Here is a 24,111-nt window from a genome sequence, read left to right as displayed (position 1 = left end):
GTGTTATTGGACTGCAAAGGTAATAATCGGATAACAATCCAACAACAATTTTTAAAAAAACCTTAGCCAATTAAACTGACGCTGCGTTTAACGAAATGGGTTAGCGCATTTCCCGTGAGCAAACCGCGTGAAAGCAACGCCAAATCAAACGCCTGCTTGGCTAATTGTTGCTGCTCTTCTTCGTTTGTACCGGTTAGGATGCGTTTAACCAACGGATGGCTGGCATTTACGGTGACCTTATAATTATCTGGCATGGAACCATAAAAATTCATGCCCCCACCTGTTTGTGCCATATCCTTCATCCGGCGCATAAACTCATCTATGGTTACGGTAACGGGCAATTCCTGTTCACTGAGCGCTTCGACATGCACTTTCATGTCTGTACGGTCAATGGCCTTTTCGAAAAGTTCCACAGCCCGCTTGCTCTCCTCTTCGGTAAGCTCCAATGGTTTACTCTCTGCTTTGGGGATGAGCTTGTCTACTACGTCGGCGTCGACCCGCTTCAATTGCGTCTTTTCTGATTTCTGCTCCAGATAAGCAACAAAATGACTATCTATCGGCGAGTCAAACACCAACACGTCGTACCCGCGATCTTTGGCCGCGGCCACGTAGGCATCCTGCTGGGCGGCGTCGTTGGTATAAAGGTATACCACCTGACCGTCTTTGTCCTGTTGAATATCCTTCACCTTTTCGGCATACTCCTTTAACGTAAACATTTCGTTCTCGGTATTCTTTACCAAACAGAAATCATGCGCCTTGTCTGCGAACTTATCGTCACTGAGCATACCATATTTCACAAAAAGGCCTATGTCTTTCCACTTCTCCTCGAAGCCTTTGCGATCTGTCCGGAATAATTCCGCCAGTTTATCGGCCACCTTTTTGGTAATGTGCGCGTTGATTTTCTTTACATTGCTGTCGGCTTGCAAGAAGCTGCGCGATACGTTTAAGGGGATATCCGGCGAATCGATGACACCATGTAACAGCATCAGGAATTCGGGGACGATATCCTTCACCTCGTCGGTGATGAATACCTGGCGGGAAAACAGCTTGATTTTGTTTTTCTGTATTTCGAAGTTTTCCTTAAGTTTTGGAAAATACAGGATACCGGTAAGATTAAAGGGATAATCAACATTAAGATGAATCCAGAACAAGGGTTCGTCAAAGGAATACGGATAAAGCTCCCGGTAGAACTCCAAATAGTCGTCATCCTTGAGATCAGCCGGCGCTTTAGTCCAGGCCGGGTTGGTATTGTTGATGATGTTATCTACTTCAACCGACTTGTACTTAGGCTTACCGTCGCCGTCCTCTCCGTCGGGCTCGCTGGTGGTCCGTTTACCAAAGCGGATGGGAACAGGTAGAAATTTGCCGTATTTATCCAGTATTTCCTGCAACCTTCCTTTATTCAGGAATTCTTCGCCGTCTTTATTGATATACAGAATTACGTCGGTGCCCCGTCTGTCGCGGTTTCCTTCTGTAATCTCATACGACGTGCTGCCATCGCATACCCAGCGGGCGGGTGCCGCACCCTCCTGATAGGATAAGGTCTGGATTTCCACCTTGTCGGCCACCATGAACGCCGAATAAAAACCCAAGCCGAAACGGCCGATGATTTCATTGGCATCCTTGGCTTCCTTGAACTTCTCCACAAACTCCGTGGCGCCGGAAAATGCTATCTGGTTAATGTATTTCTTAACTTCGTCGGCCGTCATGCCGATTCCGTTATCAGATATGGTGATGGTCTTCGCCTTTTCATCAAAAGCAACGTCGATGGTCATATCCCCGAGCTCACCTTGGTACTGGCCCAGCGACGATAAACGCTTAATTTTTTGGGTAGCATCAACGGCATTTGATACCAGCTCCCTTAGGAAAATTTCGTTATCTGAATACAAGAATTTCTTGATTACCGGAAAGATATTCTCGGTATGGATGGATATGTTTCCTTTTTCGTTCATAGTAAGCCTAAATTTTATCGGTATATTTGCTCTTCCAGTTATCAAGATACGTTCCACCTCCCATAAAACGACAAATTGACAGCCCCACGCTGACACGCCCTAATAAAAATAATTCGTCTTTTCCGTATGGAATAGCGAATATTATAGCCTCGCTTTATTTCGAGTATGACGAAGCACCGTCTTAAATCACAGGTCCGGGAGAGTGCTGAATCGGAATCGGTCGGTTCTTTCATTCAGGACAACGATGTGATTAGAACGGCAATGATAGAAGTGTGGTTTATAGTTTATTTGGCGTATGTAAAAAAATAGGAAAACCCAAAGGCTTTCCTATTTTGACATACAGGCCTTTTTGTGCCTATAGGTATAAAAATGTGAAGTAATTAGGGGGCTACCATTGTTTTTCAACATAGAAGACAGCCCCCTTTCTGGATCAGAACCACATCTACTGCATTACATGCTTGTCGTGATTACCCGCGGTTTCCCTGCGGCTTCCAACTGATCCGCCACCTGACCTGCCAATTCTTCGATAGCTTCGTAGGCGTATTTCTTCTGTTTCTGCCACACCTGTGCATTAACCCTACTCAGTTGCTTTTCCAGCGGAATGGGCGACGCAGTGGCTTCGATGCGCTTGCCATAGCGGTCATTGCGGTACGGTTGGTAGGTCAGGTCTGTAAACCAGTAATTCAGCTCACCGTTGTTGTTTTCCACAACCAACGTGTAGTTTATTCTTCCCGCCACATAATTTCCGATACCTGCGTGTTTCTTCATGGGTACGCTTCCCTGACTTTGCAGACGGTCGGTACTGCTGACTTCGGTTTTATTCCCCTTTGCATTGAGGAATGTCGTCAACTGCTCCTGCACCGCAGCGAAACTAACCCCGCTTGGCAGCGCTTCCGACTGGTAAACTACGAATTTGCCGCGCTGATCCACGGCGAACTGGCCGACATCGCGGCCAACGTCATCCTTCAATGGGTTGCCATGGCCTATGGCCATACCGGCAACAAACATAACTGCTAAATTAACCATAAGTCCCTCTAACTTAAACAGATTAAACCATCAATTAATTAATCCATATAGGCTGGCCTCCCAAGACAGCCACAGTTAGAAATATACAAAAATTGTACCATTTGGGCAAGAAAAATAAACTAAAAAAACCTAACAGGGCGATTTTTAGATCCCCTGTTAGGTCTATTCATGTGTTTGCAATCGCTGCTGTCAGGCCTCAGAAGGCATATACCAACGCAAGAGAAAACTGCGAGGCGCTTTTGGTCGGCTCAAGGCCCATGTTTTTGTAAAACATCTCCGTAGAGCCATTGTCAAGCCGGAATTCGGGAATCATCGTGAGCGGGCCGGCTTTCACATTGGCAGACAGGGTCAGCCCTGTTACGGACTCCCCGCCAGGAACGAATGCCCAGCCATCTTCCTTTTCCTTGTAGTATTCTCCCCTGACACCCAATGCAAAAGCATCCGAGAAGCCATACTGCAAGTACAGGGCACCGCCCGAGTAACCGCCATCGCCATCGCCGAAATCGGAGAAATCAGCCGCATTCAGGCCGATATTGATCGCTTCTGTAACTTGGTATGCCGTAGTAAGATCAATAATAGCGCCGGTGCCACCGGTGAGAAAGTTGATGTACGCATCCCAACCATCTACGGGCGAAATACGCAGTTGGGCACCGAAATCCGACACGCCGTCGAAGTCTTGATAGGCATTCCAGTCATTAAACAGGCCGACCATCAACCCTACCTTGTCCGAAAACTCGTACTGAGCCTTGATCCCTGCGTTCTGAAACGGCCCAGCTGAAAATAGGTAAGAAGTGGAATAGTTGAAATTCCCGGCAGGAGAGATAATCTCATACCCGACAAATGTGCCCATGAAACCGGCAGTCATCGAAAATTTATCCGTGAATGCATAGCTCATATAGAGGTTCTGGATATTGAAGGTGTTTCCATCGCCACCATTTAGCAGCGATTGGTATTGCCCACGTGGACCAAAGGACACATCACCGACAAACGATGCTTTTCCGACTGTCTTGCCCAGAATGAGATTGAGCATACCGAGCGAGACGGAATTTTGCTCGTTGGCGAAAGATGTAGGGATGTTCCCCAAACCATCATCGTTCTTATAACCAGCGAAATCATACTTGTAATATGCGTCGACAGATCCCGATATCGTCAGTGATTCGTCTTGTGCACGTACTAAAATTACAGTACAAATGGTCAATATCCAAGTAAAGGTTTGACTTTTAAAAATATAGCTATTTTTCATATCTGTAAGGGTTATTTGCTCCTGCGTGGAGCTTTCCAAGCAAACCACCAGGAGACAAAACATAAACATCAGGTGGTGGCATAAGAAACTCTACAAGTTCCTAATGCCCATCCCGCCCATTTTTCTTTCTTAATCTTCCATCAAAATCGTATAACCACGGATCCCATGCTCTTCACTGTCCAGCCCATGCTTCTCCATTTCTGGGCTAACCCGAAGACCTATCGTAGCTTTAATGATGGAGAAAATAATGAATGCACCGATAGACGCGGCAGCCCCACATGCAAGCACACCGTACAATTGCGGCATGAACGATGCGCCTTCGCCAAAGATCCCCGTGGCCAGTGTCCCCCAGATACCGCAGGTCAAATGAACCGATACAGCACCTACGCAGTCATCGAGTTTCAGTTTATCCAGCAGCATCACTGAAAATACTACCAATATCCCGGCAATGCCCCCAATTATCAGCGCTTCTAAAGGTGTAATAATATCCGCACTGGCGGTGATGCCCACCAAACCCGCCAAGACACCATTGAGTACCATACCAAAGTCAATACGTTTCATCGCAATCATACTTGTGAAGTGACCGCCGATGGCGCCGCCGCAAGCACCCAAAACCGTTGTCGTCAACACCAACGAAACCAGTCCGGGGTCAGCCGAAAGCACGGAGCCACCGTTGAACCCAAACCATCCCAACCATAGCAGAAAAACACCGATAGTTGCCAAGGGGACGGAAGAACCTGCGATTTCGCTGGTTTTGCCGTTCTCATATTTACCGATACGCGGCCCCAACAGCCAGATACCTATCAGAGCGCCCCATCCTCCAACAGAATGGACAAGGGTGGAACCAGCAAAGTCCACGAAACCAAGTTCATCCAAAAATCCACCGCCCCATTTCCAACTGCCAATGAGCGGGTAAACAAAACTTACAAAACAAAGCGTGAACGTTAAGTAAGCACTCAATTTTATGCGCTCAGCAACTGCACCCGAGACAATGGTGGCACAAGTAGCAGCAAACATGGCCTGAAAGAAAAAATCAGTCCAAAAGGTATACCCCCCGTCAGCGTATCCGGCAGTAATGTCAGCATTCCCTGGTGAGAACCAAATGGTATTCCAGCTATCTACATTAAAGCCGAAAAATCCATTAAAATCGCCGGGGTACATCAATGCAAACCCAATCAACGCATACGTAACAACTCCCAGCACCGGAGTAAGCGTATTTTTGAAGAGGATATTCACAGTATTCTTCGCCTGTGTAAAACCAGCCTCTACACCGGCAAAACCTAAGTGCATGATAAACACCAACGCGGCTGCCACCATCATCCAAATGTTGTTTGCGGTCAGCAGCACATCCGTCACGGACGGGCCTTCCACGGCTGCTTCCTGCGCCATCACTGATAACAAAGGAAAAGCCGCCCCTGCACTAAACATTTCAGCCAGGCAAGGAAAATTCGCAGTAAATAATTCCATAATACTTCAAATTAGTTAGAAAATACGGTTAAAGTTTAAAATCAAACAATTATCACCGCAAATATGTACAAATATTTCAATAAAACAATTTTATTGTTGATAAATTTCAAAAAAAATAAATATATTTTTTAATATACTATATTTTTATATGTCAAATAGCGCAATTTTATTAGTTTTTTATTCAAAAAAGCCAAAAAATACAAACATAATACCACAACAAATTCAATATTTATGAAACAAATACAAAAATCCACCAATTAAAACTACAAAAATCACAAAAAAATATAATCAAACAGCAAAAAAACACCGACCATCCCACAAATACCGGCGTTAAAAAAATTATTGGAAAAAGCCTATTTTTACCCACAAAGATTACCGATGAAGAAAATTCTATCGATAGACGGCGGAGGCATACGGGGCATCATTCCGGGCATGCTGCTTGCCGCATTGGAACGCAGGTTAAAACGCCAAAGCGGCAATCCGGACGCCGCTATTGTGGATTACTTCGATTTCTTTGCCGGCACCAGTACCGGCGGAATCCTGATTTGCTTACTCCTTTGCCCGGATGAACAGCACCCCACCAAACCAAAATTCACGGCCCAGGAAGCGTTGGACCTGTACGTGACCCACGGCGCCGACATTTTCAAGGCAGGTTTTTTACGGAGACTCGTCGCTAAATTCGGCTTGCTAAGCGAAAGGTATCCTGCCGTCAACCTGGAACATGTGCTTGCCACCTACTTCGGGGGCACTAAACTAAGCCAACTGCTAAAGCCCTGCATTGTCACAGCCTACAATATCGAGCTCCGGAAAACCCATTTCTTCCGTCAACAGGCAGCTATAATGCGGGGCAATACGCGCGACTTCTACTTGCGTGATGTATGCCGCGCCACATCGGCTGCGCCTACTTATTTCAGTGTAGCAGAAGTATACTCCATGAGCGGCACACGTTATCCGCTGCTGGATGGCGGAGTGTTTGCACCCAACCCCTCCATGAGCGCACTGTCTGAAGTAACCAAGGCGTTCAACGAAACCAAAGTGAACGACATCGCTATCTTGTCATTAGGCACGGGGCGGTCGCGAAAAGCCTATGACTATGAACATTTCAAGAAAAGCCGGGCACTATCCATCGGGCCTGCTTTGATAGATATCATGATGAGCGGCGCTGCCGAAAGCAGCGACTTCTTTTTACGGCAACTGTATAAGTCGGCCGGCAAAGACGGGCAATATATCCGCATTGAACCGAGCAACCTGCACAGCATTAGGGAAGAACTTGATGCCGCCGACCGCAACAACATCCAGAAACTGGTAGCCTTGGGCGATCAGATGGTTAGCGAAAACAACGATCTTATCAACCAATTGGTGGAGACGCTCATCAAAGAACATGAACATACCCAAGCCAGAAGCCCTTGGCGCTTTTTGAGTTTGAAGTCATAATGTGAATACCTCAATCATACTACAATGGAACAGAAAACAATTGCACTCATTGCCCATGACGGCAAAAAGCCGGAGATGGTGGGATTTGTTAAAGATCATATTGAGAGACTGCGGAACGTGAAGCTTATAGCAACAGGCACCACCGGCTCTTATATCCGGCAGACTGGCCTGAATGTGGAACTTAAATTGAGCGGCCCAAAGGGAGGGGACGCACAGATTGCAGCGCTTGCTGCCGAAGGAAAGGTGGATGCGATAATCTTTTTCCGCGATCCGCTTGGCAAACACGCCCATGAACCGGATATCCAGATGCTTATGCGGGTGTGCGATGTATACGATGTACCATTGGCCACCAATCCGGCTACTGGTGAGCTGATCCTGAAAGGACTACTTTAAAATATTTTTCCCTAAGTTTGCAGCCTCCAACCCTTTTTTGGAATGGTCAACACAGGAAACAGCATCGCTTACTCTCCGTTCAGGAACATTTCGCGTGACGAATGGAAGAAACTTAACGGCCACCTATCCTACCCCATAGCTGACGAGGACATCCATAAACTTAATGCCCTCAACGAACCTTTGACTATGCAGGAAATTGAGGACGTGTATTTTCCGTTAAGTCACTTGCTGCAGTTGCACATGGAATGCTACCAACAACTGCACCAGAACGCCAATGCGTTTTTCAACAACCATACCAAGCGGCTTCCGTTTATTATCGGCATAGCCGGAAGCGTAGCGGCCGGTAAAAGCACCACCGCCCGGGTGCTCCAAAAAGTCCTGTCGCTTGCACCCGGCAACCCCAAGGTAGACCTAATCACTACCGATGGCTTCCTATATCCTAACCGCTACCTGGAAGAACGGGGAATACTCAATCGCAAGGGGTTTCCGGAAAGTTATGACACCCGGCGGCTGCTGGGATTCCTTTCGGATATCAAATCAGGCAAAGAACTGGTATCCGCCCCCGTATATTCCCACCTGGTTTACGATATTATACCCGACAAGCTGCAATGGGTGGCGCAACCGGATGTGCTGATTGTAGAGGGTATAAACGTTCTGCAGGTTAATGTAAAAGGGAAACACCGGGGCCCGGGGGTGTTTGTATCAGACTTTTTTGATTATTCGATATATGTGGATGCTGACCCCGAAAATTTGCTGCAATGGTACATCCAACGGTTCCAGTGGCTGCGCAAGACGGCATTTCAAGATCCAGCGTCTTATTTTCACCGGTATGCCGACCTGACGGTTGAAGAGAGTATCGCCATGGCAACGAACATCTGGAATGAGATTAATAAGCCGAATCTCATCAAAAATATCCTGCCCACAAGGTTCCGCGCTGACCTGATCCTTGAAAAAGGCAGCCATCATTTTGTCAAAAGCGTAAAAATCAGAAAAGTATAGTTACCCCTTGGTCTGGGCAGCCTGCTCCGCGTCATAGGCAATAACACGCTGGTAAAGGTCGTTGCGGATCTTTTTCCGTATGGCACTGTCTTTCTTGGTCGTGAAAAATTGCAATTTGTAATGCACGGAGTCTTTTTCAACCCCAACCACCCTGAACTGGAAACTGCCCACCACGATGTCCGAAGCGTATCGGTCAATCACCCCCTGCAAACTGCTGGCCAATTTATCTTGATTATAGGAATGCGCCAATGGCAATTCGAAATCCATGGAGAGCTTCCTCGAATTCTGCAGGGACTGGTTGATGATATTGGCCGTAAATGCGGTGTTGTTGGGTATTAAAACAACGTCATCATCTTCATTTTTGACCATGATGTTGGCCAAGGTAATGTCTACTATCTTGCCTTTGTGTTCACCGATTCTCACATTGTCGCCGATGGTAAACTGGTCGGAAAACATAATGATCAGGCCACTGATCATATTGGTAATGTAATCCTTAAAAAGCAGCGCAATAGCCATAGCCACGATGGTTATGCTGGTAAGGAATTCTTTAGGGTCGATACCGAAAGCCAACATCAGCCCCAGTATACCGAACCCTACGTTCAGAATGGCACCAATTTGGTTGATGCCTAACACATAATTCCCCCGCACCCGGTTATTCCGCTGGTTACGCTGCCGATACAGGGAAATAAACATGAACCGGGCAATGGAAATCAGAATACTTCCGGTGAGGAAGGTATTGATACCGTAGGCGACATTGGCCAAGACCGGATGTTTAATAAAAATGTCGGTACGGACAGTAAGCGCATAACTGATAGCCACCCAGCCGATCACCTTAGCAGCCATCAATAAACCATTTCGGAGCAGGCGCCGTTTAAGGTTGTTGCTTACGTTCATAGACCTCGAATGTATAGCCATAGGCGTGCCGCGCATCGGCAACGTGGTACGCTGCACCCACAAGCGTCCACCCGTTTCCGCTGAATTCCGGAAAATAACTATCGCCATCCACCCGGGTATGTACGCGCGTAAGGTATATGCGGTTGACCAGCGGAAGGGCCTGCCGGTAAATTTCGCCTCCACCTATTACAAATGCCTCATCTTCACCAGCGCATAATTCGAATGCCGCATCCAGGGAATGTACCACCTCGCCCCCCTCCACGTGATAATCGGGCTGACGGGTAATGATGATATTCCGGCGATTCGGCAACGGCCTGCCCATCGATTCGTATGTCTTGCGCCCCATGATAACCGAATGTCCGGTAGTGGTCTGCTTGAAAAATTTCAGGTCATTGGGCAAATGCCATAATAAGCGGTTGTCTTTTCCTATGGCGTTATTTTCAGCTGCAGCAACAATAATGGATGTACAAGATGGCCTTTCCATAGCAAGGGATTATACAGCAACCGGTGCCTTGATATGCGGATGCGGTTCGTAATTCATCAATTGGAAATCTTCATATCTGAAAGCAAAAATATCCGTTACGGCAGGATTGATTACCATTAACGGCAGCGGCTTAGGTTCGCGGGTTAACTGGAGTTCCACCTGCTCGAAATGATTGCTATACAAATGAGCATCGCCAAAAGTATGTATGAATTCAGCGGCTTCCATATCACAAACCTGTGCCACCATCATGGTTAACAATGCATATGATGCAATATTAAACGGTACACCAAGGAAAATATCAGCGCTGCGCTGATATAGCTGGCAGGAAAGCTGAGGTTTATACACGCCCCTGCCCGGGTCAGCCGGTGCCACGTAAAACTGGAAAAAGGCATGGCATGGCGGCAGCGCCATCTTTTCGATTTCGGCTACATTCCAAGCCGACACAATGATGCGACGTGAATCAGGGTTCTGCTTCAACTGCTGGACAACTTGCTTAATCTGATCAATATGCCGTCCATCCGGCGTGGGCCATGACCGCCATTGCGAGCCATATACCGGCCCGAGGTTACCCTGCTCATCTGCCCACTCATCCCAAATACTCACCCCGTTCTCTTTGAGGTAACGAATATTGGTATCGCCGCGGAGAAACCAGATAAGCTCATGGATGATAGAACGCATGTGCACTTTCTTAGTCGTCACCAACGGGAAACCCGCCTTGAGATCAAACCGCATTTGGTATCCGAAGACACTGCGTGTACCGGTACCCGTCCGGTCCTGCTTATCCACGCCGTTTGCATAGACATGGCGCATCAAATCAAGGTATTGCTTCATCGTATCCCTTCCTTTTCTGTGGGTAAAGATAAACAGAATTTTGTATCTTTGCCCCTTCAAATGAGCAAAAAGGTCGCTTTCTACACGTTGGGATGTAAACTGAATTTTTCGGAAACGTCCTCCATCAGCCGTCTCTTCCAACAGGCGGGCTATGCCCCCGTTCCGTTTAATGAGGGGGCCGATATTTACGTGATTAACACCTGTTCTGTAACCGAAAATGCCGATAAAAAATGCAGAAAGGTGGTCAGGGAAGCACTGCATCATTCACCAGGTGCCTATATCGTTGTTGTGGGGTGTTATGCCCAGCTTAAACCACGTGAAATCACCGAAATACCAGGCGTGGATCTGGTGTTGGGCGCAGCCGAAAAATTCAACATCATTGAGCATATTAGCGACTTGGCTAAACAAGCGAAAGCGGTTGTATATAATGCTCCGATAGCCGAGACCAATGCATTTGTCCCCGCATTTTCCATAGGCGACCGTACCCGTACCTTTCTGAAAGTACAAGATGGCTGCGACTATTCTTGCACCTTCTGTACCATTCCATTGGCGAGGGGTGCCAGCCGGAGCGGAACGATTTCCGATCTGGTAGAACAAGCAGAAAACATCGCTGCCTCTGGCGTAAAGGAAATCGTGCTTACCGGTGTCAACATTGGTGACTTCGGTATTCGCAATGGCAAACGGGAAGATCGCTTCTTTGACCTGGTGAAAGCATTGGAAAATGTGGACGGTATCGACCGCTTCCGCATATCATCTATCGAACCTAATTTACTGAGCGACGAGATCATAGCATTCGTTGCCCAATCACGCCGCTTTGTCCCCCATTTCCATATCCCACTTCAATCGGGTTCAAATAACGTGCTTGGATTAATGCGCCGACGTTACCGTAGGGAGCTTTACGCCAGTCGCGTGGCTAAAATAAAACAGTTGATGCCTGATTGCTGCATCGGCGTGGATGTCATTGTGGGCTTTCCGGGCGAAACGCACGAGGATTTTCTGGACACCTACCGGTTTCTTAATGATTTGGATATTGCGTACCTGCACGTATTCACCTACTCTGAACGGGAAAACACCATTGCCGCACAGATGCAGGGTGCGGTTCCGGGGTCGCAGCGTGGCGAGCGCAGCAAGATGCTGCACATCCTGTCTGACAAAAAACGGCGGGCATTTTACGAAAGCCAATTGGGTAAAAATGGTGATGTTTTATTTGAAGGGGATATCAAAGATGGCTACATGCACGGCTTCAGCCGCAATTACGTAAAGGTACGCACACCATACGACCCGTTGCTGGTAAACGAAGTGGTACCTGTCAGATTCAAGGAGATTGCAGCCACCGGTGAAGTGGAAATCACCGAACTGCCAGCACTCATTACCCACTGATACAGTTCCATCTCATCTCGCCGGTTGCCGGCGCATCGTCCACTGTACGTTCAGCGGCAGCATCGATCGGGGCCGGTTTACTATTGTTCCGCAGCAGCCTTTGCAGCTTCGCGATCACGCTTCCGAAAGAATCCCCTGAACAGGAAGTTATGCTGAAGGGCTTCCATATTCTCGTCCAGCTTTTTCGTACTCTCCTTTAGGTTTTCTAAGGTCTGCCTAATGTCATCTGCTGCTGCTGGGTCATTAAGCAACACGCCTACCGCATTATCCTTTTCGTCCAGCTTGCCTGCAGTCTCATTCAGGTTGGTCATCAGTGCTGATGCCGTTTGCGTAACTCCCTGTAACTGCGCCACGGCAGACTGCAAATGCGCATAGGTTATCGTATCAGTAAGTAAATCGTTGATAAGCGTACCTTCTTGGTTGAGCTTCGCGGTCAGCTGAGTAAGCGCTTCAGCGGCCTTGGCTGTATTTGCGGTAGTTCGATTCAGATTACTCACCAGCTGCTTCATGTGCAATGCCAACGTTGAATCGCTCAGCAATGCGCCCACCGTACCTTCGCCCCGGACCAGCCGTGCACTTAATTCGCCGAAGTTCTTGGTAACCTCCACAAGGTTTTCGTTATTCGTTTGCAAGGTAGCCATCATGGCGTCCAAACCGCCGCCGGTGGCCGCCCGTAGTACATCACCGTCTTCAACGGGTGGCACATCGCCGCTTCCCCCCTCAATTACGATCAATTTATTGCCGATGAAACTCTCGGAACCTATTTTGGCAACGGCGTCTTTACGAATATACTGCCGAGAAGATTCTTCGATGACCATAGCGATTTCTATTTCCTTGAGACTGCGGAACCGGATATCCTTGATAGTACCGATTTTCACTCCGGAAAACCACACGTTATTTCCGGCCTTTAACCCACTGACGTCCGGAAACACCGTGGTTACGGTTACTGTTTTTGAAAAGCGGTTCTGCTGCCCGCCGAGCACCAAAATGCCGGCTACCAATATGATAATCCCCACCAGCACAAATAATCCCACGATAACCGAACGTTTATTCTCTGTAGCACTCATAAATTACTTGATAAAGTTATAGTCATAAAACGGTTTTACCCGCCCGTCATCTGTGTCAAAAATTTCGTCGAAACTACCTTCCCGCTCGAACCTGCCCTCCAACAGCATGACAATACGGTCGCCAACACTTTTTGCACACGCTAGGTCGTGCGTGATGATAATGGAAGATGTTTTATATTTTTCCTGCACCTCGTTAATCAGTCCGTTGATCTCAATACAGGTAATCGGATCAAGTCCTGCCGTGGGTTCATCATAAAGCATGATTTCCGGCCGGAGTATCAGCGTTCGGGCAATCCCGATACGCTTCCGTTGCCCACCGGATAATTCCGATGGCATTTGGTTTATGGTATGCAGCAACCCTACAGCGTCCAAGACATCTTCCACTTCACGGTTGATCGCTGCCCGCGAAAGGTTCCGTTTATTTCGCACTAACGGAAACTCCAGATTTTCACGCACGGTCATGCTATCATAAAGTGCGCTGTTCTGAAATGAAAACCCGATTTTAAGTCGGAGCTGCCGCAATGCTTTATCGTCCAATTCATCCACTTGTTCGCCTAACACCTCAATTGATCCGATATCGGGCTCTAACAAGCCGGATATCAATTTGATCAATACGGATTTACCTGTACCCGAGCGACCCAGCACCACCAGGTTTTCACCCTTGAACAAATCCATATCTACGCCGCGCAGTACATGCAAATCGCCGAACGATTTGCTCACGCCGCGCACGGAAATTACGGGTGTGCTGTAATCGATATGTCCACCTGTTTTCAACATGGTTAAGCACGCATTGCTTGAATAATCTGCACAATCAATATCTCTTCGATAAACACGAGGAACATAGACATGACCACGGCCCAATTGGCTGCTCGGCCCACACCTTCTGTTCCTTTGGAAGAATGGTATCCTTGATAACACCCCACAATACCTATCGTAAACCCGAATACCACTGCTTTGAGTACCAAGGAAAATACATCAAGGTAAGTGACAGCCTCAAACACCTGGTCAAAATAAACCCTGAAACTTGTATCTTCATGCTGGTTAACACTTAAGAAAGCCCCAAACAACCCCACGGCAGCCGTATAAAACGACAAGATAGGAATGCTGATAGTGGTGGCCAGCACCCGACTGACCACGAGAAACTTGAAGGGATTGGTGCCCGACACCTCCATAGCATCAATCTGTTCGGTTACTTTCATAGAACCCAGCTCCGCCCCGATTTGGGATCCCACCTTACCTGAGGCTATAAGGGCGGTGACTAAGGGCGCTAAGGCGCGGATAATGGCAATCGAAATCAACGCCGGCAGCCAGGAAGTGGCACCGAACTCCGCCAATGAAGGGCGCGATTGATTTGTGAACACCACCCCGGTGATGAATCCCGTAAGCGAAATCAACGGTAAAGATTTCCACCCTACCACATAACATTGCCGGATAATCTCCTTGATTTCATAAGGTGGCATGAAAACTTCCCGGAAGAAGCGCATGACAAACCGATGGATATTGGCCAATTCGATAAGTGTGCGCTGTATTTTCTTCATCATTGGGAGCTGTGCGAGTAAAGGCACAAAAATAGTAGTTTAATTTAAATATACACACCCGATCGTAACAAATTAGCAGACAACAATATGTTATTTAAACCCTCGTATGTTCTATACAGTCATAACATCAGAAACGAATAAAAGTGTTGCACATTTAAATCCGTATGCCATGAAAACGTTAAAAAGGACCGGACAATTATTACTCACTGCATTCGCCTTCGTGGTGTTTGCAGCTTTGAACACCGTGAAGGCTCAGCCCGGCATGAGCGTTTCATTCCAGTTGTTCTACGATGAGCTAGCACCATACGGAGAATGGGTTAATGACCCTCAACACGGTTATATCTGGCTGCCCGACGCAGAACCGGGGTTTCAGCCGTACGCCACTAATGGATACTGGGTAATGACCAATTATGGAAACACCTGGGTATCCAACTATGCCTGGGGCTGGGCACCGTTCCATTACGGAAGGTGGCTATATACCGACTATTACGGCTGGGCATGGGTACCCGGCTATGAGTGGGGGCCCGCGTGGGTAAGCTGGCGCAGTGGTGGCGGTTATTACGGATGGGCTCCGTTGACCCCGCATGTCGGCATCAGCGTGCATGTAGGCATTCCCCACCATCATTGGGTGTTTGTGCCCCAACGCTATATTAGCAGCCCTCGGCTTTACAGCTATTATGTACCGTACCGGAACAGGGTAACCATATACAATCGGACCACAATCATTAACAATACCTACGTATATAATAACCGTACGTACGTAAGCGGCCCCCGCCGAAGCGAAATTGAACGCGTTACCCGCAGCCGGGTAGCCGTACGCGAAATCAGCAGTGCCTCGCGGCCGGGACGGGCCGCCGTAAGCAGCCGTAATGTAAGCCTCTATCGGCCGGAAATTGACCGCAATACGCGCTCTTCGGCTCGGCCCTCACGCGTAGTAGATGCATCGGCAGTACGCTCATCCAGCACACGTGGCCGTACTGACGCAACGGCGCAGCGCAGTTCTTCGGCGACGTCCCGCAACGCGGCCGAGAATCGTGTCTCAAGCCGGTCAACGGAGCGAAATAGTGGCTCTTCCCGTAATTCGGCAATAACCCCGGGGAGGGATCGTACATCCACTCAACCCAGCGCCAGATCCGAAGCAGGTGGACGCAACGGGGAAAGTACCGCACGGCCAGCGACCCGTGGGACGGCGCAACGGCCTCAAGCTACGGAACGCAGCCGGGAAAGCTCGGCACGTCCAGCACCCAGTGGAACAACGCAACGGCCTCAAGCTACGGAACGCAGCCGGGAAAGCTCGGCACGTCCAGCAACCCGGGGGACAACACAACGGCCTCAGGCTACTGAACGCAGCCGTGAAAGCTCAGCACGTCCAGCAACCCGGGGGACAACACAACGGCCTCAGGCTACGGAACGCAGCAGCCGCCCGGCCACCGTGCACAGCGTCTCAACCCGTAGTGCGGAGCGTACCAGCGTACCGCGGCAGAACAGTGCTCCCCGTCAAAACAGTACGGTGACCAACCGCGCATCATCGCGGCCCACCGTATCCGCGGGCCGCTCTACGGAACGGAAAAGCACACCTGCCTCTCGTAACAGCTCTTCTTCAGAACGCCGCAGTTCATCAAGCCGCGGCAGAGGGTAAGAACTATATGCACCAACAACCAACGGCATGCTTACATCAGCCGTTGGTTGTTTTGCTTCCATCTTTAAATTTTAACCCTCGTTCTTCCAATGCCCTCCTTAAGATAGGCATGCTGGCTTTGCCTATTCCGTGAAGTTTTAATATGTCCTTTTCTGTATAGGTGGACAGCTTTTCTAAGGTATCAATTCCAAGATAATGTAATAATGCACTCCTTGCGGGAGAAGAAAGCCGTGACAAGAATCCGTCCGAAGGTTTTCCCTCCTTTTCGCAGGTCGGACAAGTAGGGCAATCGGTGCTCTTGTAGTATTCATGTCCTTTTTCACATGTTTTCAATATTCTATTGCTCATCGTATCCCCTCTGATCAGTTAACGTTTTGAAGTTAATTGTGCTAATTTACTAAGCCAGCAATGCATGTCAAAGGTCAAAAGTGACAATCATAAGGGGAAACCGAGACAGGCGCATACTCAATTCATCGATTCATTATATGTGCTCCTGTACGCGCCTGTCTATGTCAAGTCAAGAGTTATGGCAGCTCGGGAATAAGGTATCCTCCAACGTGATTATCATCGGAGCCCTTTGCCTGTTACTGATGAACATCGCGTCATTTATTGTGAAAGGGCACGAGGCAAAAATCACCGTCGTCTATCTGTGTGCATTGGCTTTTGTGTTTGTCCTGATGCTTCTAATTGCCGAGCGTACGCTCAAGAATAGCCATTCCAAAGGAAAATAAATTCTTTGGTTGAAACTTCCGGGTAAGGTCGACCTAAGTCATTAGTAGGGAGAACTGCAGTATGGGCCGCCTGCCTTTGGCACGGTAATTATGCAGGTTCCATTTAAATAATTACCTTTGAAACCATCAATTTTAGCATAATTTACTAACCATGGATAAAAGCAGAAGAAAATTTATCGGGACCTCACTGATGGGTGCCGCCCTTGCAACCGGTGCCCCTCAATTATTATCGGCAGCTAAACCGTCCGCCGCGAAAGTCAGAATTTCATCCAACGATATCATTCTCTTTCAAGGCGACTCGATCACAGATGCTGGCAGAGATCGTGAAAACACGTCGCCCAATAGTAGCCGTGCATTAGGCAGCGGCTATGCTTCCCTTGCTGCAGCTCAACTCCTGCATACCCACGCCGGTCGGCAATTAAGCATCTACAATAGAGGAATCAGCGGCAATAAGGTTCATCAGCTGGCAGAACGCTGGGAACAGGATTGCATTGCGTTGAAACCGACCGTGCTTAGCATATTGATCGGTGTCAATGACTACTGGCATATGTTCAACGGAAAATATGACGGCACTATCCAAATATACCGCGATGACTACCGGAAGTTACTCGATCGTACGTTGAAGGCACTTCCTGATGTAAAACTTATCATTGGGGAACCATTTGCTGTTAATAATGTTAAGGCCGTCACCGATGCCTGGTTTCCTGCATTCAACGAATACCGGCAGGCGGCACAGGAGATAGCCAATGAGTATAAGGCAGCATTTGTTCCGTATCAACGCGTATTTGACGAGGCTGCCAAACGGGCCCCCTCGGCATACTGGACGACCGATGGCGTACACACCACCTTGGCGGGAGCGCAACTGATGGCTAACGCTTGGTTACGTGCAGTGAAATAGTATGATTAATTCTTTATTAGACAACGACTTCTACAAGTTTACCATGCAACACGCCGTGGTGAAGTTGTTTCCTAAAGCCAAAGCACGGTACCAGTTCATTAACCGGGGTGCCCACGATTTTCCGCCTGGATTTGCCAATGAACTGCGGAAGGCGGTAGATGACCTGGCAAAGCTGCAATTAACTCCGCACGAAAAGGCATTTTTCGCCCGTACATGCCCATACATTGATCCCACCTACTTTGATTTCCTGCAAGGCTACCGGTATGATCCGCAAGAAGTACATATCCAACAACGGGATGGGGCGATTACCGTAGCCATTGAAGGGTATTGGTACCGTACTATCCTTTGGGAGGTACCCATCATGTCGTTGATATGCGAGCGCTATTACCAAATGAGCGGCCAGCAACGGCAATCTGATGATGAGGTAGCTGAAACAGCTCGGCGAAAAATTGAAAAGTATCGCGAACTTGGGGTTACCATTGCTGAATTCGGCACGCGCAGGCGCCATTCTTATGCTGTGCATCGGTTGGTGGTAGAAGCACTGAAACAATATGGTCAGGGAGCCTTTATCGGCACCAGCAACGTCCACCTCGCCATGTTGAACCAGACAAAACCTATCGGTACCCACGCCCATGAATGGTTTATGTTCCACGCCGCGAAATATGGTTTTAAAATGGCCAACCTGCTCGGCCTCGAACACTGGTCAGACGTATACCGTGGTGACTTGGGTATCGCGTTGTCCGACACGTATACTACGGATGTGTTCTTTGCTCAGTTCGACAAAAAATTGACCAAATTGTTCGATGGCGTACGTCACGACAGTGGCGATCCGCTGGTATTTGCAGATAAAGCCATCCAGCACTACGAAGAAAAAGGCATCGATCCGTTATCGAAAACCATTATTTTTTCCGACGGGCTTAATTATGAAAAGGTAGCCCGCATTGCTGAGTATTGCCACGGCCGGATCGGCATGTCCTTTGGCGTAGGCACAAATTTTACTAATGATGTGGGCGTACCGCCAATGAATATTGTGATTAAAATGACAGAAGCCTTCCCGGAAGAAGCACAATGGACGCAGGTAGTCAAGCTTTCTGATGAACCCGGCAAATATACCGGAGATGCAGCGACCATTGCACTGGCTAAACAGGTTCTCCATATTTCCTGAAATGAAACCCGACGTTTTAGGCAACGCACTCCACGATTACCTACGCGGAAAGAAGACAGATAAGCTCTACATCCATACCAGCTATGGCACGGAAGAAATGCCCGTAGATGTATTTTTCCGTCAGCCGGACGAATTTCCCGAGCTCGAACATATCGCCTTAGCACTATGTGACGGCCGCGTACTGGATGTAGGCGCCGGTGCCGGCAGCCATGCACGTTACTTGCAACAAAAGGACATGGAAGTAGATGCGCTGGAAATTTCCCCCGGCGCCTGTTCGGTAATGAGCACACGGGGTGTCAAACACGTGATAGAAGCCGACTTTTTCTCCTATAAAAAGGGCGGCTATGATACCCTGCTCTTCTTGATGAACGGTATCGGCATAGCAGGCAGCTTAGGCGGACTGAAAATGCTACTGCGGCATAGCAAGTCGTTACTGAATCCTCGAGGGCAACTGTTGTTCGACTCATCCGACATTGCTTACCTTTATGCAGGCGGCACGGTGGAAAAACCGAGCGGATATTATGGCGAAATCACCTACCGCTATGCTTACCAAGGAGTGGTTGGTGCACCTTTTAACTGGCTGTTTATTGACCAGGCAACCCTAATTCAGCTTGCCCGTGAAGAAGGATGGATAGTGCAAATCCTGTTTGAAGATGAAAACGACCAGTATTTAGCGAGGATGGAACCGAGTTGATTTAATCGATCCATTCAAACCCCGTATAAGGAACAAGCACCTCAGGTATGCGTATCCCCTTTTCTGTTTGATTATCTTCCAGAATAGCCGCCAATATCCGCGGCAGGGCCAGCGCGCTGCCATTAAGCGTGTGCGCCGGCTGCATTTTACCGCCTCCGCCTTTGAAGCGAACTTTTAAGCGGTTGCTTTGGTAGGCTTCGAAATTGGATACCGATGACACTTCCAACCAGCGTTTCTGGGCGGCACTCCATACTTCCATATCATACGTAAGGGCCGAGGTGAAGCCCATATCCCCACCACAAAGGCGCAATACCCTATAAGGCAGATTCAACGCCCTAAGCAGCGACTGGACATAGACACTCATTTCTTCCAGCACCTTATACGATTTTTCCGGATGTACAATCTGCACCACTTCTACTTTATCAAACTGGTGCAAACGGTTCAACCCACGCACATGCGCACCATACGACCCCGCCTCACGCCGGAAACAAGGGGTATATGCTGTCAGCTTTATGGGAAAGTCCGATTCCTTCACAATCGTGTCCCGATAAAGGTTGGTAACTGGCACTTCTGCCGTGGGGATCAGGTAAAGATCATCTATCCCTACATGATACATCTGTCCTTCCTTATCGGGAAGTTGCCCCGTGCCAAAGCCCGAAGCTCCGTTAATCAATATCGGCGGTTGCACTTCCCTATAGCCTGCTTTTTCGGCCTGATCAAGGAAAAAGTTAATCATCGCCCGTTGCAGTTTGGCTCCTTTGCCTTTATATACCGGAAAACCAGCACCGGTTACTTTGGTGCCTAATTCGAAATCGATAATATCATACCTGGCTGCCAAATCCCAGTGGGGTAACGCATCTTCCGGCAGTTCGGAGCGGTGGCCATGTTCCAGAACCACCTCATTATCTTCCGCACCCATGCCTTTGGGTACAGATTGATGTGGTAAATTGGGCAACAACACCAGCTTCTCATGCAATTGCAACTCAGCCGCCGCCAATGCATCCGCCAATTTCTTTTGCTGATCCTTATATCCGCTTGCCTTCGCTTTAATAGCTTCCGCCTCTTCGCGTTTGCCTTGGCGCATCAAATCGCCGATTTGCCGTGCTGCGGCGTTGGCTTCAGCAGCAAGCGCGTCCGACTCGGTTTGTAACTGCCGACGTTGTTCATCCAGCGCGATGACTTCGTCAACCAGCTCCACTGCTGCGAAGTTCCGTACACGCAACCGTTCGATTACATGGTCCCGGTTTTCGCGGATATAACCTATTTGCAACATATTTTCGCTTATTTTGTGTCGGCAAAGATAGTAATGTGATTCAAGATATGCGAATGACTGCTATACAACTTTACAAACGAATACCTCCACCATGCTTTACCTTGTTCCAACGCCGATAGGCAACCTTGAAGACATGACGCTCCGCGCTATCCGGATACTCAAAGAAGCGGACGTCATCCTTGCTGAAGATACCCGCACCAGTGCGCCTCTGCTTAGGCACTTCGGTATAGAAAAAAAGGCATTTGCTCACCATCAGCATAATGAACATAAGGCCGTCAATGAAATCATCCGTTTCTTAGCGGAAGGCCAACATGTAGCGTTGATTACCGATGCTGGCACGCCGGGGATATCCGACCCGGGATTCCTCCTGGTGCGTGAAGCCATCAAGCAAGGGATTGCGGTACAGTGCCTGCCGGGAGCAACAGCGTTCGTGCCGGCACTGGTAACGTCGGGCTTGCCATGCGACCGGTTTTGCTTCGAAGGGTTTCTGCCTGTAAAAAAGGGCCGGCAAACCCGGTTAAAAACCTTAGCGACGGAAAGCCGAACAATGGTATTCTATGAATCTCCCCACCGCTTGCTTAAAACGCTGCAGGAATTCGCGGAAATATTCGGCGCTGATAGACAGGCATCGGTTTCGCGGGAACTCAGCAAGCTATATGAGGAGACCATACGCGGCTCGTTGGCTTCCTTAATAACGCATTTCGGGTCGAACCCCGTGAAGGGGGAATTTGTAATATCCGTACAGGGTTTGGGATAAACTTGTTATCTTAGCGTGTGAATCATGAAAATCGATCAATATATCAGCGACGGGCAAGATCCGAAAATAGCTGAAAAGCTGCTGTTGAAATTACAGGACATGCTAACCTCAGGTGAAGCGGTGACTTATATTGCGGTACAGAAAAAACCGGCCGTAACGTTGCTGCCCGACAGCATTGCGCTGACCAATAAACGGGTGTTCATCTGTGAATTCACGAAACTCGGATTGGCCACAGACTTCAAAATCCTTATCTGGGAAGCTGTTAAGGCGGTTACTTTCAAAGAAGAAATCTTCGGCGCAAAAGTAACCGTCGTTCCGGAAGAAGGTGAAAACCTGAGCGTAGATTACATCCCTAAAACCCAAGCACGGCGCGTGTTTCAGTTTGCCAACGAGGCGCTTGAAAAAAGGAAAACAACAATCGTTGAAAAGCCCGAAGAGGAGGAAGAACTGCCGATGCAACCGGAAGAGGAGCCGGTATTGATACAACGGGAAGCTATCGGGGAGCACGGGGATCCGGAAGACGAACTTACCCTGAAATTAAGAAAGCTTAAATCACTGTTCGAACGGCAGCTGATTACCCAAGCGGAATACGAAAGCAAAAAGAACGAACTCTTATCCCAGCTTTAGCCGTGAAGAAAAATTATGTGTTAGCACTTTTCAGTGCCTTTTTACTGTGGTTGGCATGGCCGCCCATCTCTTATACTGCGCCCTTGTTATGGGTTGCCTTCGTCCCGCTTTTGCTGGCGCTGGAAGATGTGATGCGGGGAACGGCGCGGAAGAAAGGTGCCCGTATTTTTATGTTGGGGGGACTTACCGGCGTATTGTGGAACACGGCGTCCATCTACTGGGTATTCAATGCGATGAACGCCGTTATGCCCGTATATGCGGCGGCGCTTGTTTCACTCATTCCCTTCGGGCTGGCTGCCTTATTGATGGCCCTGGCCTTCCGGCTTTACTATCAATTGCGCAAACGGTATGCGATTGGCTGGTCGCTGGTCGGCTTGGTTTGCTTCTGGATTGCTTATGAATACCTGCACCAAACGTGGGATCTCGCCTTCCCGTGGATGACACTGGGTAATGGATTTGCCGAAACCCACCAGCTTGTGCAATGGTATGAATATACCGGGGTATATGGCGGAACAGTATGGATTTGGACGACCAATATCTTGGTTTTCCTTGGCATCCTGTCTGCCAAAGATGGCTTTCCGGTACGCCAAAGGTACCAGCTGGTTGGTGCTGCTACTGCATTAGCCTTGTTACCTTCGGCATGGTCACTATACCGCTATGCCTCATATACAGAATATGAGAACCCCTCGAACATAGTGGTGGTACAGCCCAATGTAGATCCGTACGGTAAGTTTACCTTTATTACACCGCAGGAACAAACGGAGAATCTTATCCGCCTATCGGAATCAGTGGGCCAGCCCAACACTGAATTTTTTATCTGGCCAGAAACAGCAATCGCCCGGCAGGGCGGCTATAACGAAGATGAATTTCACCGCGATCCTGTTTTTCTGCGCATTCAGGACTTTTTGAACGCTTACAAGAATGGCAATGTGCTGTCTGGTATTGAGGGTCATCGCATTTACAGCCATCCTGAAACACCTACCGCCAGGGCCTACGACGGAATTTATTATGATGCCTTTAACTCAGCTGTACTTATCGAAAATTCGGCCAAACTCCAGTTTTACCATAAATCCAAACTGGTGGCTGGGGCTGAACAGTTTCCATTCGGCGGGGCACTGTCCTTCATGAAACCGCTCTTCAGCGCTTTCGGGGGTACTACCGGAGGTTATGGTAAACAGGATATCCCGTCCGTCTTTTACTCGCAAAGCGGCATCGGAGCCGCCCCGGTCATCTGCTATGAATCAATATGGGGCAATTATGTGGCCGAGTACATTAAACACGGAGCACAGTTCATCGCCGTGATCACGAACGATGGCTGGTGGGGCAATACGGCTGGCAAAGACCAGCACCTGGCCTACGCCAAGCTTAGGGCCATCGAAACCCGCCGCTGGGTAGCCCGCTCGGCAAACACCGGAATTTCAGCATTTATCAATCAACGGGGCGATGTGGTGCAAAAGACAACATGGTGGACGCCTGCCGCGATCAAACAAGATATCAACCTCAATGAGGAAATGACGTTGTATGTGCAGGGAGGCGACTACCTTGCTTATGCAGGATGCGGCGGAAGTGTTTTGTTCGGGATGCTGTTATTGTTCGTGTCGCTGAAACGTAAGCAATAA

At 48.6% G+C, this 24,111-nt stretch carries 24 protein-coding genes; 12 read left to right on the top strand and 12 right to left on the bottom strand.

What is annotated here, in order from left to right; translation table 11 throughout:
- Positions 1 to 62: 62 nt before the first annotated feature.
- The 4 genes from htpG to BM030_RS13260 all read right to left on the bottom strand — a co-directional run bounded on the left by htpG (position 63) and on the right by BM030_RS13260 (position 5,688).
- Positions 63 to 1,952, bottom strand: coding sequence for a molecular chaperone HtpG (gene htpG / locus BM030_RS13275; protein ID WP_090974080.1), 1,890 nt, complete (start codon positions 1,950 to 1,952; stop codon positions 63 to 65).
- Between the two features lie 450 nt (positions 1,953 to 2,402).
- Complete coding sequence (locus BM030_RS13270; RefSeq protein ID WP_139215897.1) at positions 2,403 to 2,978, bottom strand: hypothetical protein; 576 nt, start codon at positions 2,976 to 2,978, stop codon at positions 2,403 to 2,405.
- Between the two features lie 196 nt (positions 2,979 to 3,174).
- Positions 3,175 to 4,221: an outer membrane beta-barrel protein gene (locus BM030_RS13265; RefSeq protein WP_090974105.1), complete on the bottom strand. Its 1,047-nt coding sequence runs from the start codon at positions 4,219 to 4,221 to the stop codon at positions 3,175 to 3,177.
- Between the two features lie 129 nt (positions 4,222 to 4,350).
- Positions 4,351 to 5,688 (bottom strand): ammonium transporter, encoded by a 1,338-nt coding sequence (locus BM030_RS13260; protein ID WP_244518930.1) that lies wholly within the window; start codon positions 5,686 to 5,688, stop codon positions 4,351 to 4,353.
- A gap of 378 nt (positions 5,689 to 6,066) precedes the next feature.
- On the opposite strand from BM030_RS13260, the gene BM030_RS13255 reads away from it, so the two are divergent.
- Genes BM030_RS13255 through coaA form a run of 3 tightly spaced genes read left to right on the top strand, consistent with a single transcriptional unit; the run spans position 6,067 to position 8,514 of the window.
- Positions 6,067 to 7,122, top strand: coding sequence for a patatin-like phospholipase family protein (locus tag BM030_RS13255; protein ID WP_090974078.1), 1,056 nt, complete (start codon positions 6,067 to 6,069; stop codon positions 7,120 to 7,122).
- Between the two features lie 24 nt (positions 7,123 to 7,146).
- Positions 7,147 to 7,515 (top strand): methylglyoxal synthase, encoded by a 369-nt coding sequence (locus BM030_RS13250; RefSeq protein ID WP_090974077.1) that lies wholly within the window; start codon positions 7,147 to 7,149, stop codon positions 7,513 to 7,515.
- Positions 7,516 to 7,557: 42 nt separating this feature from the next.
- Positions 7,558 to 8,514 carry a type I pantothenate kinase gene (gene coaA / locus BM030_RS13245; protein ID WP_090974076.1) on the top strand — a complete coding sequence of 319 codons (957 nt, stop codon included), beginning with the start codon at positions 7,558 to 7,560 and terminating at the stop codon, positions 8,512 to 8,514.
- On the opposite strand, the gene BM030_RS13240 is transcribed toward coaA, so the two are convergent.
- From BM030_RS13240 to BM030_RS13230, 3 genes are read right to left on the bottom strand one after another with little or no spacing between them, the layout of a single operon-like run.
- Positions 8,515 to 9,408, bottom strand: coding sequence for a mechanosensitive ion channel family protein (locus BM030_RS13240; protein ID WP_170845730.1), 894 nt, complete (start codon positions 9,406 to 9,408; stop codon positions 8,515 to 8,517).
- Positions 9,386 to 9,892, bottom strand: a complete 507-nt coding sequence (locus BM030_RS13235; protein WP_090974074.1) for a dihydrofolate reductase — start codon at positions 9,890 to 9,892, stop codon at positions 9,386 to 9,388. The genes BM030_RS13240 and BM030_RS13235 overlap by 23 nt, the downstream gene beginning before the upstream one ends.
- A 9-nt stretch (positions 9,893 to 9,901) precedes the next feature.
- On the bottom strand, positions 9,902 to 10,723 hold the full coding sequence (locus tag BM030_RS13230) for a thymidylate synthase (protein WP_090974103.1): 822 nt from the start codon (positions 10,721 to 10,723) through the stop codon (positions 9,902 to 9,904).
- Positions 10,724 to 10,783: 60 nt separating this feature from the next.
- Between BM030_RS13230 and mtaB the strand changes: the two genes are divergently transcribed.
- Positions 10,784 to 12,103: a tRNA (N(6)-L-threonylcarbamoyladenosine(37)-C(2))-methylthiotransferase MtaB gene (gene mtaB / locus BM030_RS13225; protein ID WP_090974073.1), complete on the top strand. Its 1,320-nt coding sequence runs from the start codon at positions 10,784 to 10,786 to the stop codon at positions 12,101 to 12,103.
- An 80-nt stretch (positions 12,104 to 12,183) separates the two neighbouring features.
- Here mtaB and BM030_RS13220 read toward each other — a convergent pair whose 3' ends face one another.
- The 3 genes from BM030_RS13220 to BM030_RS13210 are packed head-to-tail and all read right to left on the bottom strand — an operon-like array spanning position 12,184 to position 14,711.
- Positions 12,184 to 13,170 (bottom strand): MlaD family protein, encoded by a 987-nt coding sequence (locus BM030_RS13220; RefSeq protein WP_090974072.1) that lies wholly within the window; start codon positions 13,168 to 13,170, stop codon positions 12,184 to 12,186.
- A 3-nt stretch (positions 13,171 to 13,173) separates the two neighbouring features.
- On the bottom strand, positions 13,174 to 13,947 hold the full coding sequence (locus BM030_RS13215) for an ABC transporter ATP-binding protein (protein ID WP_090974071.1): 774 nt from the start codon (positions 13,945 to 13,947) through the stop codon (positions 13,174 to 13,176).
- 2 nt (positions 13,948 to 13,949) lie between these two features.
- Positions 13,950 to 14,711 (bottom strand): MlaE family ABC transporter permease, encoded by a 762-nt coding sequence (locus BM030_RS13210; protein WP_090974070.1) that lies wholly within the window; start codon positions 14,709 to 14,711, stop codon positions 13,950 to 13,952.
- Positions 14,712 to 14,877: 166 nt separating this feature from the next.
- On the opposite strand from BM030_RS13210, the gene BM030_RS13205 reads away from it, so the two are divergent.
- Positions 14,878 to 16,347, top strand: coding sequence for a DUF6600 domain-containing protein (locus BM030_RS13205; protein ID WP_139215895.1), 1,470 nt, complete (start codon positions 14,878 to 14,880; stop codon positions 16,345 to 16,347).
- 36 nt (positions 16,348 to 16,383) lie between these two features.
- On the opposite strand, the gene BM030_RS13200 is transcribed toward BM030_RS13205, so the two are convergent.
- A complete protein-coding gene (locus BM030_RS13200; protein ID WP_090974068.1) occupies positions 16,384 to 16,695 on the bottom strand; it encodes an RNA polymerase alpha subunit C-terminal domain-containing protein in 312 nt (103 codons plus the stop codon).
- 161 nt (positions 16,696 to 16,856) lie between these two features.
- Here BM030_RS13200 and BM030_RS13195 point away from each other — a divergent pair, with 161 nt between their 5' ends.
- From BM030_RS13195 to BM030_RS13180, 4 genes are all read left to right on the top strand, one after another.
- A complete protein-coding gene (locus BM030_RS13195) occupies positions 16,857 to 17,078 on the top strand; it encodes an SdpI family protein (RefSeq protein WP_170845729.1) in 222 nt (73 codons plus the stop codon).
- 151 nt (positions 17,079 to 17,229) lie between these two features.
- Positions 17,230 to 17,976, top strand: coding sequence for an SGNH/GDSL hydrolase family protein (locus tag BM030_RS13190; RefSeq protein WP_090974066.1), 747 nt, complete (start codon positions 17,230 to 17,232; stop codon positions 17,974 to 17,976).
- Position 17,977: 1 nt separating this feature from the next.
- Positions 17,978 to 19,141: a nicotinate phosphoribosyltransferase gene (gene pncB / locus BM030_RS13185; protein ID WP_090974065.1), complete on the top strand. Its 1,164-nt coding sequence runs from the start codon at positions 17,978 to 17,980 to the stop codon at positions 19,139 to 19,141.
- 1 nt (position 19,142) lies between these two features.
- Complete coding sequence (locus BM030_RS13180) at positions 19,143 to 19,835, top strand: class I SAM-dependent methyltransferase (protein WP_090974064.1); 693 nt, start codon at positions 19,143 to 19,145, stop codon at positions 19,833 to 19,835.
- 1 nt (position 19,836) lies between these two features.
- Here the strand turns inward: BM030_RS13180 and serS are convergent, their stop codons facing one another.
- Entirely contained in the window at positions 19,837 to 21,108 is a 1,272-nt protein-coding gene (serS, locus tag BM030_RS13175) for a serine--tRNA ligase (RefSeq protein ID WP_090974063.1), read from the bottom strand.
- A 91-nt stretch (positions 21,109 to 21,199) separates the two neighbouring features.
- Between serS and rsmI the strand changes: the two genes are divergently transcribed.
- Genes rsmI through lnt form a run of 3 tightly spaced genes read left to right on the top strand, consistent with a single transcriptional unit; the run spans position 21,200 to position 24,111 of the window.
- On the top strand, positions 21,200 to 21,865 hold the full coding sequence (rsmI, locus tag BM030_RS13170) for a 16S rRNA (cytidine(1402)-2'-O)-methyltransferase (protein ID WP_090974062.1): 666 nt from the start codon (positions 21,200 to 21,202) through the stop codon (positions 21,863 to 21,865).
- A gap of 24 nt (positions 21,866 to 21,889) precedes the next feature.
- On the top strand, positions 21,890 to 22,492 hold the full coding sequence (locus tag BM030_RS13165; protein ID WP_090974061.1) for a PH domain-containing protein: 603 nt from the start codon (positions 21,890 to 21,892) through the stop codon (positions 22,490 to 22,492).
- Positions 22,493 to 22,494: 2 nt separating this feature from the next.
- The gene (gene lnt, locus BM030_RS13160; RefSeq protein WP_090974060.1) at positions 22,495 to 24,111 is read left to right on the top strand and encodes an apolipoprotein N-acyltransferase; all 1,617 of its coding nucleotides are present in this window, start codon (positions 22,495 to 22,497) and stop codon (positions 24,109 to 24,111) included.

It is taken from the genome of Parapedobacter composti, from assembly GCF_900112315.1.
GTDB classification, from domain to species: Bacteria; Bacteroidota; Bacteroidia; order Sphingobacteriales; family Sphingobacteriaceae; genus Parapedobacter; species Parapedobacter composti.
This window is presented reverse-complemented; position numbering and strand designations above follow the sequence as displayed.